Genomic DNA, 14,235 nt, shown 5'->3' on the forward strand with positions numbered 1-14,235 from the left:
TGGTCTCTGACGAGCGTCGGCGGCCGTCCTTGTTGGTCTGCTGACCACCGCGAGTCGCCTTCGTGTCAGCCGAGCCGGGGAAGGCGGACGGCGCGAGCGATTTCTGCGGCGCCGCCCAGGCGGATCAGGGTGCCGGACGCGCTGCGTTGTGCGTTGGCGGTGATCGTGGACGGATGGCCGAGGTGATCGCCCATGTCGACCGCGATGCCGGTGACGCCCTGATCCGCGAGATACGCGGCCAGACATGCGGTGCTGTTGGCGTTGGCGACATCCTCGGGGACGCCGATCGACGGGGCGAACATCCGGGCCGCCGCCCGACCGTCCGCATCGAGGATCGAGTAGGCGTAGCAGCCCAGCAGTCCGTAGCGGTCACAGGCATGGCGCAGTGCCGTAAAGTCCGGACGGAGTTCGGCCAGCACGGTGCGCGATCGCACGGGTAACAGGAGCCGTGGCCGGCCGGGTGAGGCCACACAGGCGCCGTCGGGAAGGGCTTCGCTCATCAGGCCGAGGGCGGTCGCGATCGCCCGGAGTTCGAGTTCCCCGGCGTCCCGCGGGCTGATCGGGCCCGGGTCGAAAGTGGCCGTCAGGTCGTCGTGTTCTCGCTTCACCCAGCCTTCGAATACGCGACTTGTGGTGTGCAGCGCGGCCCGGTAATCGGCGTCGCCGCTGTAGCGCAGAGCGAGCAGCGCCAGTGCGGCGACTGTGCCGTGACCGCAGGCGGGCAACTCGCCTTCGCCGGTGAAGAACCGGAGCCGATACGACGGTCGAGCCTGATCCTCGCCTTCCACCGCAGCGATGAAGACCGCGTGCGAGGTGCCTGTCACGGCAGGGATGCGCCGTCGCTCGGCATCGGTGAAGGGCGCGTCGTCGAGAACGGCGGTCGGACTGCCACCCTGGCCCTGCCGCCGGCACGCGTCGACGATCGTCACCTCGGGCATGGCGCCGCGTCCATCGTGATCAGCATCGTCAGGTCGAGCGCGGGTGCGCTGTGCGTCAGGGCGCCGATCGAGATGAGGTCGACGCCGGCATCGGCAATGGCGCGAACCCGGTCCAGGGTGACGTTGCCGGAAGCCTCCAGGAGGATCTCCGAACCGCCGGAACGGCCGGCCCTCATTCGCATCACTTCTTCGATGTCGGCCACCTCCATGTTGTCGAGCATGAGCCAGCCAGCTCCCGCTTCCATGGCTTCGCGGGCCTGCGCGACGGTCTGCACTTCGACGTCGATCGGCACGCTCGTCCCGGAATCGGCCATTCCCTTCCGGACCGCATCGATCGCCGCGGTCACTCCGCCCGCCGCGGTGATGTGGTTCTCCTTCAGCAGGACCATCGCCGCCAGGGTGAGCCGGTGGTTGCTGCCGCCGCCCGCGGTGACGGCGTACTTGTCCAGCGCCCGCAGCCCCGGGGCGGTCTTGCGGGTGTCCAGGATCCGCGCCGGGGTTCCGGCCACGGCTTGGACGAAGCCGTCGGTGACAGTGGCGATGCCGCACAGGCGCTGCAGGAAGTTCAGCACCGTGCGCTCGGCGGTGATCAGGCTGCGAGCCGATCCGGTCAGCCGCACCAGGGCGTCCCCGGCCCGCAGCCGCACGCCGTCCGCGACCAAAGTCTCGACCTCGACCTCGGCGTCGGTCTGGGCGAAGACTTCGTGGACCACGGGCAGTCCGGCGGCGACACCGGGCTGGCGGGTACTGATCTCGGCGGTGGCGATCGGGCCGGCCGGGACGCTCCACAAGGTGGTGATGTCGTATGCGGCCCTGTCCTCCGCCAGGGCCGCGGCCACGCTGGCCCGCGCCGCCGACGCGGGAAACTCGGCGATCTTCATAGGTGGTTCCTCAGCTCTCAGAGATTGATCACCGGAACGACGAGGCCGTGGACGGCCTCCTCAGGAAAACCCACGAGATCCGACTCATGCCAATAGCCGTTAGGAAGCAAGCCATAGGCTCGGGCCTATCGCGAGAGGAAGGAGCGGCCGTGAACGACCACCGGGGCGTCGAACTTCGCCATCTCCGCTACTTCGTCGCCGTCGCCGAGGAAGGCACGATGACCGAGGCGGCGCGCGTGCTGCGGATCGCACAGCCCAGCCTGAGCCAGCAGATCAGCGCCCTGGAACGCCGCGTCGGCGCCCCGCTGTTCCACCGCAGGCCCAAGGGGATGGAGCTGACCGAGGGCGGCCGCATCCTGTACGCGACCGCCATCCGCGCCCTCGCCGAGATCGAGGCGTCGCTGGCCCAGGCGCGCGACGCGCGCCGCGCGGTCCGGGTGGGGGTCTGCCGAACGGTTCCGGAGCACCTACTGGCCCGCGTCGAGCGGATCCTCGCCGACGACGGCTCCCTGACCGTCGAGTTCGACGAGGCCGACTCCCAGCGGCAGCTCGACCTGTTGCGGACCGGCGCCCTGGCCTTCGGGGTGATGCGCGTCTTCCACCCCATCGACGGCCTGGCCGCGCTGACCCTGGACGACGAACCGCACGGCGTGGTGCTGCGCCCCGACCACCCGCTGGCCGAGCACACCGCCCTGTCCTGGGCCGACCTGGCGGACCAGGAGCTCCTGTGGTTCCCGGCCGAGCGCAACCGCCGCTTCGCCGAGGACGTCCTGGCCCACCTCGCCGGCCACGGCTGGACGCCGCAGCTGCGGATCGTCGACGCGCACAGTCAGGCGCTGTACTGCCGCCACCTGCGCACCAGCGAGAACCTGGTGGGCCTGCGAAGCCGGAACAGCTTCACAGCGGACGCGGGGATGGCGTGGCGGCCGTTCGTGTCCGACCCGCCGCGCCGCCGGTTCGTCCTGGTCACTCTCGGCGACAGCCCTTGGACGGGGTTGTTGATCCGGCACGGGTCGCGGCTGACCAGATCGTCGGCATCGAGGCGCACGAGGCCCTGACGCTACTGAGATGAGGGCGGCCGGGTAGTGGTGGCGGCCCCGCCCACGCGGGCCTCGAAGCACTCCCGTTCGCCGTCGGCCGACGCGGGCCGGAAGCAGGCCCGGACGGTGCTGCCGGGACGGACTTCGGTCATCTCGGTATAGATGAAGGTTGCCGCGTCGTCCTTGTTCCTGATGCGCACGCCGTGGGTCGGGCCGCCTGCCGTGACGTCCACCCGGTCGCCGATCTCGGTCCCCCAGGTCCGGGCCCAGCTCGCACCGCACTTCTTGCTGTGGCGCAGCTCGATGTGGGCGCCGGTGGCCGTGCGGTACGAGGCGAGGGTGTCGGGGCCGATGCCGCAGATCAGGCGCATCGGGTCCCGGCCCTCGCAGGCGGCTCCGTGGCACTGGGGAGCGAGGGAGAACGGGACGGAGGCCGGTAGCGGTTCGTCCTCCTGAGCCTCCGAGTCCGGCAGCAGGAGGAACAGCAGGGCCGCAGCACCACCGACGATCACTGTGTACGCCGACGCCAGCACCACCAGGAGCCTGCTCCCGCCAAGTCGCCGCCGCCCGGTTCCGGCGGGCGGTGGCGACTCCTGAGGATGTGGCCGCGGCGACTCGTCCGTGGGAGGGGCGGGTGCGGGGGCCACCGCGCGTCCGCTCCAGTGCGACTCGGCGATCTCCCACAGGGCCAGCAGCCGCCCGTCCGGTTCGTTCGCGAGCCGGCACAGTTCCCGTACGGCCTGGCGAGGAGGCAGGCTCTTGCCGTTGAGGTAACGCTCCCACGAGGACTTGCTGTACGGCGTTCGCTCCGCCAGCGCCGCCAGGCTCAGCCCCGCACCGGCCCGCAGCTCCCGCAGCGCCGCGGCCAGCCGGGTGTGTTCCGTGGTCACTGGGGCGCCGCCTCCCGCAGGGCCTGCCAGGTGGGCGGGTCGATGACTCCGTTCACGATCAGCCCGTTCTGCTTCTGCATGCGCTCGACCGCTCGCCGCGTCATCGGGCCGAAGACGCCGTCGATCTCCCCTGGCGCAGTGCCCGCCCGGTGCAGCAGGCACTGTGCCTCGGCCACTTCGAGCCCCACGTGGGTGTTGGACAGGAGGATGTCCGTGGTCCGGCTCAGGCCCGCGTACCAGCGGCCGTCACGCTGCTCCAGCCGACAGGTGTAGATGACCGGCACCATGGACTCCGACACGGTGGCCAGGGCCGTCGCTACAGCATCGCTGCGGTCGTGCGCGAGCTGGGCACGGGCCTCGGTGAGCCGCACGGCCAACAGGAGTGCGGCGGAGACGGACAGCGCCGTGACCACGGCTCCCGCCGTGAGCGCAACGCGCAGGTGACGCCCGTACGGCTGCTGCTCCGTGGAGGTGTGTTCCGGTGTCGCGGAGAAGTCCTCGGGGGTGTCGGTGGTGACCGCCCTTCCCTCCGCCCAGCGTTGGGCGGCGATCTCGTGCATCGCCAGCAGCCGGTGCGGATCGTCACCGCCGACGCGGGCCATCGCCTCGACGGCCTCCCGGGGCGGCAGAGACCTGCCGTTCAGATATCGCTGCCACGACTTCGCGCTGTACCCGGTCTTCGCGGCCAGTTGCCGCGTGCTCAGTTCGCTGTGGTCCTTCAGCCTGCGCAGTCGCACGATCAGCTGGTGGACGTGTGGATGCAGTTCTGCGGGCAGTTCCTTCCAGCGCGACACGCTTCCCCCCACTCGCGTTCGGGACCGCAGGCCCGGCCCCCCGTGTCCCGGCCTCATTCTGCACCAGCTGTCACAGGGGCCCCGCCCTGCTGCGGCCCCGCCCTGGCGCGGAATCAGTCATCCCCCCTCTCGTCGCAGTCCCGCCGCAGGGACTCGGCGGGCGGCATCTCCGCAGGTCATCGAACGGGACGTCCCGGGACGAGGTCACTTCCGTGTCACCTGTGGCCGAACATCTCGCCGAACCCGCAGTCTCGTTGCGGAACCGGCCGCTGGGGTCGGCGTCTTCAATCGCACGTCAATTGAGGGGAACAGCATGCGAGCTCTCACGAAGGCACTCGTCAGTGTCACCACCGCGGTCGGGATCGCGGCCGGCGGCCTGGCCACCGCGGGCACCGCCATGGCGGCTACGCCAACCGCCCCGAGGTCTGCGGTTGCAGCCTCGCCCGCAGCGGTGGCCGCATACAACAACCTCGGACTCACCAAGTACCAGGCTTACGGCGTTCAGTGCTTCCTGAACACCTCAGTCCTCGTCGACCTCGAAGTGGACGGGTATCTCGGCAAGGAAAGCTGGAAGGCGATCCAGAACTTCCTCAACAACCACTGGGACCAAAACCTCGTTGTTGATGGAATCGTCGGACCGGCGACGATCAGGGGACTTCAGTACTTCCTCAAGAACGGCGGCTGGGGGTACACCGGCGCCCTCGACGGCATCGCCGGCTCAGGCACGCGAGCGGCGTTCGCCAGGTTCGGTCAGTCGAGCTTGGAGCAGTTCTGCGAGTAGGCATTCGCAACCCTCCAGTCCGACACCGCATGCAGAAGTTGGCTTCTTCGAGCCGACCACTGATCAGGTGACGGTCCGCGCAGCGCGACGCGCGAGGCCCGCGAGCTGTTGATCGAGATGTCTGACGTCTCAACCACGCTGCTCGGGGGCCTCGTTGGTCATCCATCTCAGTCCAGCCGAAGGCGACCCGGAGCGTCTCTGGGATGACCGTGACGACTGCCAGTTCGACGGTGACCTCTGGCCGTGCGACGACCTACTCGACCATGCACTCCCCTACCAAGACCATCCCGACTTCCCCGAGCGCTACAAGCCGAACCGAGAACCGAGGGACCTGGGCCTGTTCGCTGTTCATTATGGTCAGTTGTCGCTTGCCGGCCTCATGCCGGCCATCAAGGCCGCTCGATCCGGTCAGTGGGGACGCTGGTGGTCGCTGGTGGGGGCTTCGGCGGTGGTCTTCAGGTCGTGCAGCCACGCTTCGAGGCCCGCGCCGAGGGCCGCGGTCGCGGTGGGCACGTCTGCTTCGACCTGGGGGCCGGTCCAGGTTTCCTCGGTGTGGACGTGCAGGCCACCCTCGACCTTGCGGAAGGTCCACAGGTGGACGCCCTCGTCGATACGCAGCCCCTCACCTGTCGCGGGACCGCTCCAATGTCGATGTGGTCGGCGACCCGCGACAAGCAGTGCCCGGGAGGCGAGAAGCCGGCGGCGGACGCGACGTGCAGCTCGGTCCTCCAGGAGAAGTTCGCGTTCTCGAAGGCGTTCGCGGCCTACAACTGACGAGGTCTGCGACTGACGTGGCCTACGACTGACGCGACCGTCTCCGGACCACGGGGGGCGCGCCCCGGCCGGTCTTCCCCCATCCGGCCGGGGCGCGTGCATCGTCGAACGCGGCCGTCAGTTCTCCTGACCGAAATCCGCGGGGCGCGGCACCTCCCCTCCGCGTGCCGCGCCCCGTCCCATCATGGCGACCCTGTTGGACGCGTGTGCCGCGTTGCCCTCGGGCGGACCGGCGACACCGTTCGACGCGCACCTCGAAGACCACCGGGACTGGGCGGACGGCCATCCCGCCCCGCCCCCGGCCCTCCATCGGGCCCTGACCTTCTGGACCCGGCTGCACGGCGTCCTGTCCCTGGAACTCGCCGGCCACTTCACCGGTATGGGAATCGACCCCGCGCAGCTCTTCGCCGCCGAGCTGGACGACCTGGCGGGTGCGCCGGCGAACTGACCACGTCACGCCCGGCCTTGGTGCGTGCCCACGGCGTGCCCTTCAGAGCGGACAACACCGCTGGGGCCGTCGATGCGGATGACCGCGTGGACGTGGACGGCGCCCCGCTTCTGGTACTCGGCGACCTTGGCGAAGGACACGCGCCAGTGTTCGCGGAACCGGCGCTGAGACAGGCCCGCACGCTTGGCGACCTCCCGGCGCAAGCAGGTCGGGAAGTGTCCCCAAAGTTGCCCGGCCTGTGCATTCCTGGCCCTGCGCCGGACCGGCGGCTGGGGACGCTTCGCCTACATGGCCGTCCCCTCGACCGAGCCCAACCCTGCCTTACCTCAAGTGGCCTGAAATAACACAGAAACGGGTACAGACTCCCGAACCAGTCGGCGTATGGCTCCGCGGTCTCCTCGTCCATGTCCGAGGGCCGGAAGAAGCCCTGCTCGGTCGCCTCATGGCGGTTGAAGAGCTGGTCACAGACCTTCCCTGCCCGACGCCACCGAAGTGGTCCCGCTCCTCTCTGGCATGCTCTGTGAACGTGCAACCTTTGAAGGATGAAGACCCCACCCAGATTGGCTCATTCCGGCTCCTGGGCAGACTGGGGTCCGGCGGCATGGGCCGTGTCTACCTCGCCCGGTCTGCTGGCGGACGGACCGTCGCGGTCAAGGTCGTGCATGCCGAGCTCGCCGCCCAGGACCAGTTCCGGCGCCGCTTCGCGCGCGAGGTGGCCGTGCTGGAACGAGTCGGCGGCATCGGCACCGCACCGGTGCTCGACGCGGACAGCGACGCCGAGTCCCCCTGGGTTGCCATCGGGTACGTCGCCGGGCCCGCCCTGCGGACGGTGGTGGCCGAGGAGTACGGGCCACTGCCCCCGGCGTCCGTACGGTCGCTGGCCGTCGGGCTCGCCCAGGCACTGGCGCACATCCACGCCGCCGGGCTGGTCCACCGAGACCTCAAACCGTCGAACATCCTGCTCACCGTGGACGGCCCCCGCATCATCGACTTCGGCATAGCCCGAGCCGTCGACACCGTCACCGACGGCGGGCTGACCAGCACCGGCGCACTCGTCGGATCCCCCGGCTTCATGTCACCCGAGCAGGTGCGGGGCGAGCGTCTGACGCCTGCGTCGGACATCTTCTGCCTCGGCTCGGTGCTGGCCTACGCGGCGACCGGCCGCTCCCCGTTCGGGTCGGCCGAGAGCGGCGTCCACGCCACGATGTTCCGCATCGCCCACGAGGAGCCCGACCTCGCCGGACTCCCGGACGAGCTCGCCGACCTGGTGCGCGCCTGCCTCCACAAGGACCCGGCCGCCCGCCCCACCGCCGCGCGGCTCGCCGCCACGGTCCAGGCCACCGACCCGTGGCTCCCCGCCGGGCTGCTCGCCCACCTCGGACGGCACGCCGCCCGGCTCCTCGACGAGGAGGGCGACGCCACCCCCCTACCGACCCCCGTACCCGCGCCCTCGCGCAGAAGGAGACGCACGCGGCCCACCAAACGCCCGCTGCTCATCGGCGTGGGCTCTACCGTCGCACTCGCCCTCGCCGGGGGCCTCGTCTACGTCCTCGAGCCCGGCAAGCGCACGACCACGACCACCGAGTACGAGATCCCCGCCGCCTTCCAGGGCGCCTGGGAAGGCATCGTCACGGGCACGCAGGAAGTCCCCTCGGAGACCGCCCGCATCCAGATCACCGACGGCAAACCGGGTGACAAGGCAGCCGCCTACGTCACGGTCACGGGCGACCGACTCTGCATGGGGCGCTCGACGCTGGTCTCGGCGAACGAGGACAAGGTCGTGTTCGGCGAGAGCGACGTGACGACCAGCGTGCCCGCCAAGCAGTGCACCCCGGCCGCGCACCAGACGCTGACCATGCGCTCGCCCGACGTCCTGCAGTGGCGGTCGGGGGCGGCGACGGCCACGTTCCGGAAGGTGAAGGCGGCGCCGGAGATCGTGCCGACGAAGATGGTGGGCCGCTGGAAGCAGGCCCCCGACCCCGAACTGCCGGCGGACCAGCAGGACCTGCGGTCGATCCGGATCACCATCAACCAGGGCCCGATCGGTGCCTCGCTCGTCCACATCGCGGAGAGCTACCCCAAGACGGATGAGAAGACCGGCGAAGAGACCGGCGGCACCAACAACTGCGCGAGCACCGCCGTAGTCGGCGGCGCCGGCAACCTGCTGATCATCGGCCCGCCGACACCCGACACAGCCGCGGGCGCCTGGGAGCCCGGCTGCATCGAGTGGAGCTCGTCGCAGAGCCTGCGCGTCGAACGCGTCAACGGCGAGGACCGGCTGCTGATGTACGGCATGATCGCGCAGGGCGAGCCCGGCGAGTACATCAAGGTGGACTGACGGCCCCTGCGATCAGCACCAGACGAGAACCCGGCGAGAGTGGCGAACAGCGACGACGCCCGGCCGTTCGCCAGGCCCAGGAATCCGGGAGACGGCATCCATGTGCATTCGCGACGGCACCATCCATGGCCCAGGAGTCCAGGCATCCAGCACATGGAAGCGACACCAGAGCCCCATGCCTCGCCGCCCTACTGCTCCGTGCCCTTGGAGTGCCCGTAAGGGCGGTCAACCACGGTCAACAGGGGTGCGATCCAACCCGGAACAACCATGTCGGCATAGCGAATCTCCGCAGGTCAGAGCTAGATGGGCCAGTTGGGCGGCCAGGTGGTCCACAAGCGCATTGGGTGTGGAAGGGCAGCACGGGAATGCCCTGCCGCAAGGTCGGCGAGGCGCTCGGAGCGGCCTTGCGGGGTCGGGATCGCGCTGCTGTCCCCCACCTTCCCCGACCAGCCATCAGGCGTTCGCCACCACCGGCGTCAGGTGTGCCGTGCTCCGCAGCGAACGGGAAGCGGTCAAGGCGAAAAAATCTGTGGATCTTCGCGGCAACCTTTTCGGCCTCTCGGACCACTAAGCGTTGTCCGGCCAAGTGGTCCGGTCAGATGCAACGGCTGAAAGAGAGCACAGGCATGTCCCTGGAACGAGAGCACAGACATGTCCCAGGCCCACCCACGTCACCGGTGGCGTCCCGCGTCGGCGGCCACCGTGCCGCCGACGGCGGCGCGCGCGGTGATCGCCCGAAGCATCGTGGCCGTCGGTTCCTCGCGCGTCGGGGTCTCTGGGCGGGTCTCGCCATGGTGGTCGTGGCCGGCTCGGCTGTCGTGGTCACCCAGGCTTCTGCGGAGCAGAAGACCCTGGATCTGAAGAAGTGGTACGTGCTGGTCAACCGCAACAGCGGCAAGGTGCTGGACGACCGCGGCTCCGCCAAGAACGACGGCGCGGCGGTGGTGCAGTGGAGCCGTCACGGCGGGGCCAACCAGCAGTGGCGGTTCGTCGACTCGGGTGACGGGTACTACCGGCTGCAGAACCGGACCTCCGGCAAGGTGCTGGACGACTTCGGCTGGTCGAAGACCGCCGGCTCCGCCATCGTGCAGTGGAAAGACCTGAACGCCACCAACCAGCAGTTCAAACTGGCCAAGTCGTCGGACGGCTACGTGCGTTTGGTCAATCGCTTCAGTGGCATGGCTGTCGGTGTCAAGAACGCCACCAAGGCCAACGGGGGCGACGTCGTCCAGAACCGCGACCGGGGCGGCGCCAACCAGCAGTGGAAGCTCGTCGCGGCCGGTAGCGTCGCCGGCGGCACCGGGAACCCGGGGAACTCCGGCAGCACGCCCACGCCCGGCGGCAGCACTCCGGCGAGCCAGGCTCCGAGCGGCACCCAACCGGCGTCGCCGCCGGCGTCTCCGGCCGCCACCAACGGCAGCTCGACGGCACGTTTCATGGGCAGCGACAAGGTGTTCATCGGCGGTTCGATGACTGACGCCTCGGCGAACGCCGCGCCGTTCGACGTGCGCTACGCCTATATACACAGCCAGCCCGCGCCCTCGTCGGACGCTTACACGGCATCGCGTTGCAAGGCTGAGTGGTCGGCCTGGTGGGGCTGCTGGGGCGGCACCAGCACGGCGCCCGGAAACCAGGTGACCTGGCAGGACAGCGTGGCGGCCAAGGCGACGTACCAGGGCAAGTCGCGACCGCAGAAGTACCTGTGGACCTGGTACTCGTTGCGCGACCTCGGGGACATGGCAGGCGAGGGTGACGGCCCGGGCGAGGTCAAGGCCATCGACAGGCGTGACCTGCTCACCAAGTACCTGAACGACTACCGGTTCTTCCTCCAGAAGATCGGCAAGTCCCACGACATGATCGACCTGGAGCCCGACTTCTGGGGCTTCGCCCGGTCGCTCGGCAATCTGCACCAGGTTCCCTCGCAGGTCTCGGGCGCCAACCCGACGGACTGCGGATCGCAGGAGAACAGCGCCGCCGGACTCGCCCAGTGCCTGATTCACATGGCGCACAAGTACGCGCCGAACGCCGCCGTGGGGCTGCACCTCTCCTGCTTCGACTGGGAGAGCAACCTCCAGAAGTGCGTCAAGGACTACGCGGACCTCGGGGCGAAGAACGCCGACTTCCTGGTCACCGATGTGTCGGACCGCGACGCGGGCTGGTACGCACAGCCGGCCCACGGCAGCCGTGACACCTTCTGGACCGACCAGAAGGCCGCCGCCTCGCTGAAGTTCTGGAAGACGATGGCCGAGTCCGTGGGCAAGCCGGTGGTCCTGTGGCAGATCCCCGTGGGCAACATGGCGGGGAACAACACTCCCGGCCACTTCAAGGACGACAAGGTGGACTGGCTCTTCGGCCACATGGACCAGGTGGCGAACGCCCACATCGCCGGCCTGCTGTTCGGTGCGGGGTGGACGGAGCAGACGACGCCTGAGACCGACGGCGGAAACCTGATCCGCAAGACGATCGCGTATCACAACTCGGGTGGTACACGACTCAAGTAGGCGAAGCCGGCGAATGCGCCCCCATCTCTTCGATGGGGGCGCATTTCGTCGTCTGCGTCGGGCTGAGGCCTTCTCCCGTCGGCGCCGGCCATGCCGCCGTCGGTGCGGGCGCCGATCGAGGCAGCCTTGGCGAAGGGGATGATCGTGCTGACGCAGGACCAGGAGCCCACCCATCAGCCCGACAAGCCTCGCCGAGCCTCCGCCTGGTCCCCAAACGATTGGAACCCCAGCCGGCGCACGGCTGGGGTTCCTCGAGGTGGTGAGTATCGGTCAGCAGGTGGAGTCGCCCACGCCGCAGACCGCTCGTCTACATGTCGGCGGACCGCACCCAATCGCGATCACCGTGGACCAGGCGGGTCAGCGCTTCAGGGTGAGGATGCCGGGCCGGTACGGCAGTTTGTCGTAGGGGGTGTTCGGCGGTGTGTCGGGGGACTTGCCCTGGTAGAGGAACTGCAGGTTGCAGGGGTCGATGGTCATGGTCTGGTCGGGGTTGTTGCGGACCAGGTCACCGTGGCTGATGTCGTTGGTCCAGGTGGCGCCGCTGTTGGCCTTGCCCGCGAAGGGGTTGGACTCGGTGGCGGCCTGCGGGGTCCACGGACCGTTCAGGCTGGTGGCGGTGAAGGAGCGGAAGTAGCGCTGCTCGCTCGCACCCCGCGCCTCGACGATCATGAGGTACTGGTTCTGGCCCTTGACCTTGTAGACCTGCGGCGCCTCGAACAGGTTCTTCACCGTGTCACTCATGACCGTCGTGTACGAGGAGCCGAAGTTGCCGGGGAAGTTCCCGATCGGCATGGTCGACTTGTAGATCTTGCCGTTGTCACCGGCGAAGAACAGGTACATGTTGTTGTCGTCAGCGATCAGGGTCTGGTCGATCGGGCCGGTGGGGGATTCGGTGCGGGGGATGCTGCCGGTGAACAGCGGCTGCGGCGCAGACCAGCCGTTGGGGTTGGTGGGGTCGCTCGACGTGCGGTAGATGAAGGGCCACTGACCCCACTGGTACGCCAGCACCCAGATCTTCTTGGGCGCGAAGTAGAACAGGGTGGGCGCCACCGCTTTCTGGTTCATGCCGGTCTGGCGGGCCGACGCCATGTCCGACCAGTTCGTGAAGGGGCTGAACGCCATCGAGCCGTAGGCCGATCCCGAGTAGTTCGACGCGTAGACCAGGTGCTTGCCGTTGTACGTCACGTTGGTGAAGTCCTTCAGCGAGGCCCACCCGTTCGCCGGCTGTGCCAGCGCGCCCGTCGAGGTCCACCGGTACGTCGACGGAAGTGCACACGTGTCGCTCTTCGGCACGGTCGTCTTGAAGTTCCAGTGCTGGTTGGCACCGCCGTTGGAGTCCCAGATCTGGACGGGAGTGCCGTTGGCCGTCCGACCGCCGGGGATTTCCAGCGCCCGGCCGCTGGCGACGTTGGTCAGCGTGTAGGAGCCGTCGCTGTTCTGGCGGGCCCGCCAGTGCTGGTGGCTGCCGCCGTTGGCGTCCCAGACAGTCATCCTCGTCCCGTTGGCCATCTGGTTGGCCGGCTCGTCCAGTACCCGGCCGCTGGCGACGTTGGTCAGCGTGTAGGAGCCGTCGCTGTTCCGGCTGGCCCGCCACTGCTGGTTGGAGGCACCGCTGGCGTCCCACACCTGGAGCGGGGTGCCGTTGCCGTTGTGTCCCGCGGGCTCGTCGAGAACGCGTCCGGTGGCCGCGTTGGAGAGCGTGTAGACGGTGCCGGAGGTGATGCTCCCGCCCGGCGTGCCGCCGCCGCTACTGCTGCTGCCGCCGCCCAGGGCGGTGAGCACCGCGCCGTAGGCGGGCTTCTTGTTGCCGCCCGCGTCGAACAGCAGCGGGTTCTCACCGGTGCGCCAGGAGTCGCTGTCGCGGATGCCCCACACCGTGATGCCCGTGCAGCGAGCGACGTTCATGCACGCCTTGACGGCGTTGGTGTACGCGGTGGTGGACGCCTGGGCGATGTCGAGCTCGGTGATCTGGACGTCCACGCCGAGCGCGGCGAACTTGGACAGCGTGGTCTGGAAGCTGGCCGGCGGGCCGCCGGCGCCGAAGTGGCTCTGGAGGCCGACGCAGTCGATGGGCACACCGCGGGACTTGAAGTCCTTGACCATCTTGTAGACGCCCTGAGTCTTGGCGTCGGACCAGTTCTCGATGTTGTAGTCGTTGTAGCAGAGCTTGGCCGCGGGGTCGGCCTTACGGGCGGTGCGGAAGGCCTCCTCGATGAAGCCGTTGCCCAGCACGTCCCGGAAGACCGAGCTGCGGAGCTGGCCGCCGGGGCCGTCGGCGAAGGCCTCGTTGACCACGTCCCAGGAGTGGATCTTGCCCTTGTAGTGGGCCATCTGCTGGGTGATGTGGTTGTTCATCACACTGCGCAGGGTGCCCGCGTCCGTGATGGAGCTGACCCAGCCGGGCAGCTGGGAGTGCCAGACCAGGGTGTGGCCGCGCAGGCGCTGGCCGTGCGCGGAGGCGTGGCTGACGATCGAGTCGGCGGGGGCGAAGTTGAACTTCCCGCGGGAGGGTTCGACGGTGTCCCACTTCATCTCGTTCTCCGGGGTGATCATGTTGAATTCCCGGTCGAGAATGGTGGAGTACGTCGAGTCGCCGAGCCTGCCCGAGGACACTGCCGTGCCGAAGTAGCGGCCGCTGCCGGTCGCCGCGGCGGCCAGGGTCGGTGTGCGGGCCTCCGGCGTGCGTGCGGCCAGCGCGACCAGCGGTACGGCGGCACCCGCGGCGGCGAGGACCACGGCGGCGGCGAGCACGCGCCGGGTAGCCGGACGGCGGCGATGAGAGCGGTTCTGATCTGACAACGGCATGTCCTTCTGGCACAGCGGGCCTTGATCCGGACCCGGTTACCTGCC

The 14,235-nt window shown here is 69.1% G+C and carries 9 protein-coding genes and 3 pseudogenes; 6 read left to right on the plus strand and 6 right to left on the minus strand.

Translation table 11 applies throughout. The features are described 5' to 3' along the window. Window positions 1-65: 65 nt before the first annotated feature. Both ABD932_RS21170 and nadC read right to left on the minus strand, forming a co-directional pair. A complete protein-coding gene (locus tag ABD932_RS21170; protein ID WP_345015054.1) occupies window positions 66-938 on the minus strand; it encodes a PhzF family phenazine biosynthesis protein in 873 nt (290 codons plus the stop codon). Then, window positions 926-1,819: a carboxylating nicotinate-nucleotide diphosphorylase gene (nadC, locus tag ABD932_RS21175; protein WP_345015056.1), complete on the minus strand. Its 894-nt coding sequence runs from the start codon at window positions 1,817-1,819 to the stop codon at window positions 926-928. The genes ABD932_RS21170 and nadC overlap by 13 nt, the downstream gene beginning before the upstream one ends. Before the next feature lie 149 nt (window positions 1,820-1,968). Here nadC and ABD932_RS21180 point away from each other — a divergent pair, with 149 nt between their 5' ends. Continuing rightward, a complete protein-coding gene (locus tag ABD932_RS21180; protein WP_345015058.1) occupies window positions 1,969-2,877 on the plus strand; it encodes a LysR family transcriptional regulator in 909 nt (302 codons plus the stop codon). A 2-nt stretch (window positions 2,878-2,879) separates the two neighbouring features. On the opposite strand, the gene ABD932_RS21185 is transcribed toward ABD932_RS21180, so the two are convergent. Both ABD932_RS21185 and ABD932_RS21190 read right to left on the minus strand, forming a co-directional pair. Next, window positions 2,880-3,749 (minus strand): helix-turn-helix domain-containing protein, encoded by an 870-nt coding sequence (locus tag ABD932_RS21185; RefSeq protein ID WP_345015060.1) that lies wholly within the window; start codon window positions 3,747-3,749, stop codon window positions 2,880-2,882. Then, the gene (locus ABD932_RS21190; RefSeq protein ID WP_345015062.1) at window positions 3,746-4,543 is read right to left on the minus strand and encodes a peptidoglycan-binding protein; all 798 of its coding nucleotides are present in this window, start codon (window positions 4,541-4,543) and stop codon (window positions 3,746-3,748) included. The genes ABD932_RS21185 and ABD932_RS21190 overlap by 4 nt, the downstream gene beginning before the upstream one ends. A gap of 313 nt (window positions 4,544-4,856) precedes the next feature. Here ABD932_RS21190 and ABD932_RS21195 point away from each other — a divergent pair, with 313 nt between their 5' ends. From ABD932_RS21195 to ABD932_RS21210, 3 genes and pseudogenes are all read left to right on the plus strand, one after another. Then, window positions 4,857-5,324 carry a peptidoglycan-binding domain-containing protein gene (locus ABD932_RS21195; protein WP_345015064.1) on the plus strand — a complete coding sequence of 156 codons (468 nt, stop codon included), beginning with the start codon at window positions 4,857-4,859 and terminating at the stop codon, window positions 5,322-5,324. 642 nt (window positions 5,325-5,966) lie between these two features. After that, a pseudogene (locus ABD932_RS21205) lies at window positions 5,967-6,098 on the plus strand (chitinase); the annotation flags it as partial. A gap of 166 nt (window positions 6,099-6,264) precedes the next feature. Then, window positions 6,265-6,546 (plus strand): annotated as a pseudogene (locus ABD932_RS21210) (TetR-like C-terminal domain-containing protein); the annotation flags it as partial. A gap of 56 nt (window positions 6,547-6,602) precedes the next feature. On the opposite strand, the pseudogene ABD932_RS21215 reads toward ABD932_RS21210, so the two are convergent. Next, window positions 6,603-6,791 (minus strand): annotated as a pseudogene (locus tag ABD932_RS21215) (replication initiator); the annotation flags it as partial. A 356-nt stretch (window positions 6,792-7,147) separates the two neighbouring features. Here ABD932_RS21215 and ABD932_RS21220 point away from each other — a divergent pair. Then, the gene (locus ABD932_RS21220; RefSeq protein WP_345015066.1) at window positions 7,148-8,884 is read left to right on the plus strand and encodes a serine/threonine-protein kinase; all 1,737 of its coding nucleotides are present in this window, start codon (window positions 7,148-7,150) and stop codon (window positions 8,882-8,884) included. Between the two features lie 791 nt (window positions 8,885-9,675). Continuing rightward, window positions 9,676-11,385 (plus strand): RICIN domain-containing protein, encoded by a 1,710-nt coding sequence (locus ABD932_RS21225; RefSeq protein WP_345015068.1) that lies wholly within the window; start codon window positions 9,676-9,678, stop codon window positions 11,383-11,385. Window positions 11,386-11,742: 357 nt separating this feature from the next. On the opposite strand, the gene ABD932_RS21230 is transcribed toward ABD932_RS21225, so the two are convergent. Further along, a complete protein-coding gene (locus ABD932_RS21230; RefSeq protein WP_345015070.1) occupies window positions 11,743-14,190 on the minus strand; it encodes a non-reducing end alpha-L-arabinofuranosidase family hydrolase in 2,448 nt (815 codons plus the stop codon). Window positions 14,191-14,235: the final 45 nt, after the last annotated feature.

Origin of the sequence: Streptomyces shaanxiensis, from assembly GCF_039537145.1 — a bacterium.
In the GTDB taxonomy this organism is placed as follows: domain Bacteria; phylum Actinomycetota; class Actinomycetes; order Streptomycetales; family Streptomycetaceae; genus Streptomyces; species Streptomyces shaanxiensis.

Coding starts and splice junctions, on each gene's coding strand:
- ABD932_RS21220 (WP_345015066.1), top strand. CDS start 7,148: ATGGGCCGTGTCTACCTCGCCCGGTCTGCTGGCGGACGGACCGTCGCG.
- ABD932_RS21170 (WP_345015054.1), bottom strand. CDS start 938: ATGCCCGAGGTGACGATCGTCGACGCGTGCCGGCGGCAGGGCCAGGGT.
- ABD932_RS21225 (WP_345015068.1), top strand. CDS start 9,676: ATGGTGGTCGTGGCCGGCTCGGCTGTCGTGGTCACCCAGGCTTCTGCG.
- nadC (WP_345015056.1), bottom strand. CDS start 1,819: ATGAAGATCGCCGAGTTTCCCGCGTCGGCGGCGCGGGCCAGCGTGGCC.
- ABD932_RS21195 (WP_345015064.1), top strand. CDS start 4,857: ATGCGAGCTCTCACGAAGGCACTCGTCAGTGTCACCACCGCGGTCGGG.
- ABD932_RS21230 (WP_345015070.1), bottom strand. CDS start 14,190: ATGCCGTTGTCAGATCAGAACCGCTCTCATCGCCGCCGTCCGGCTACC.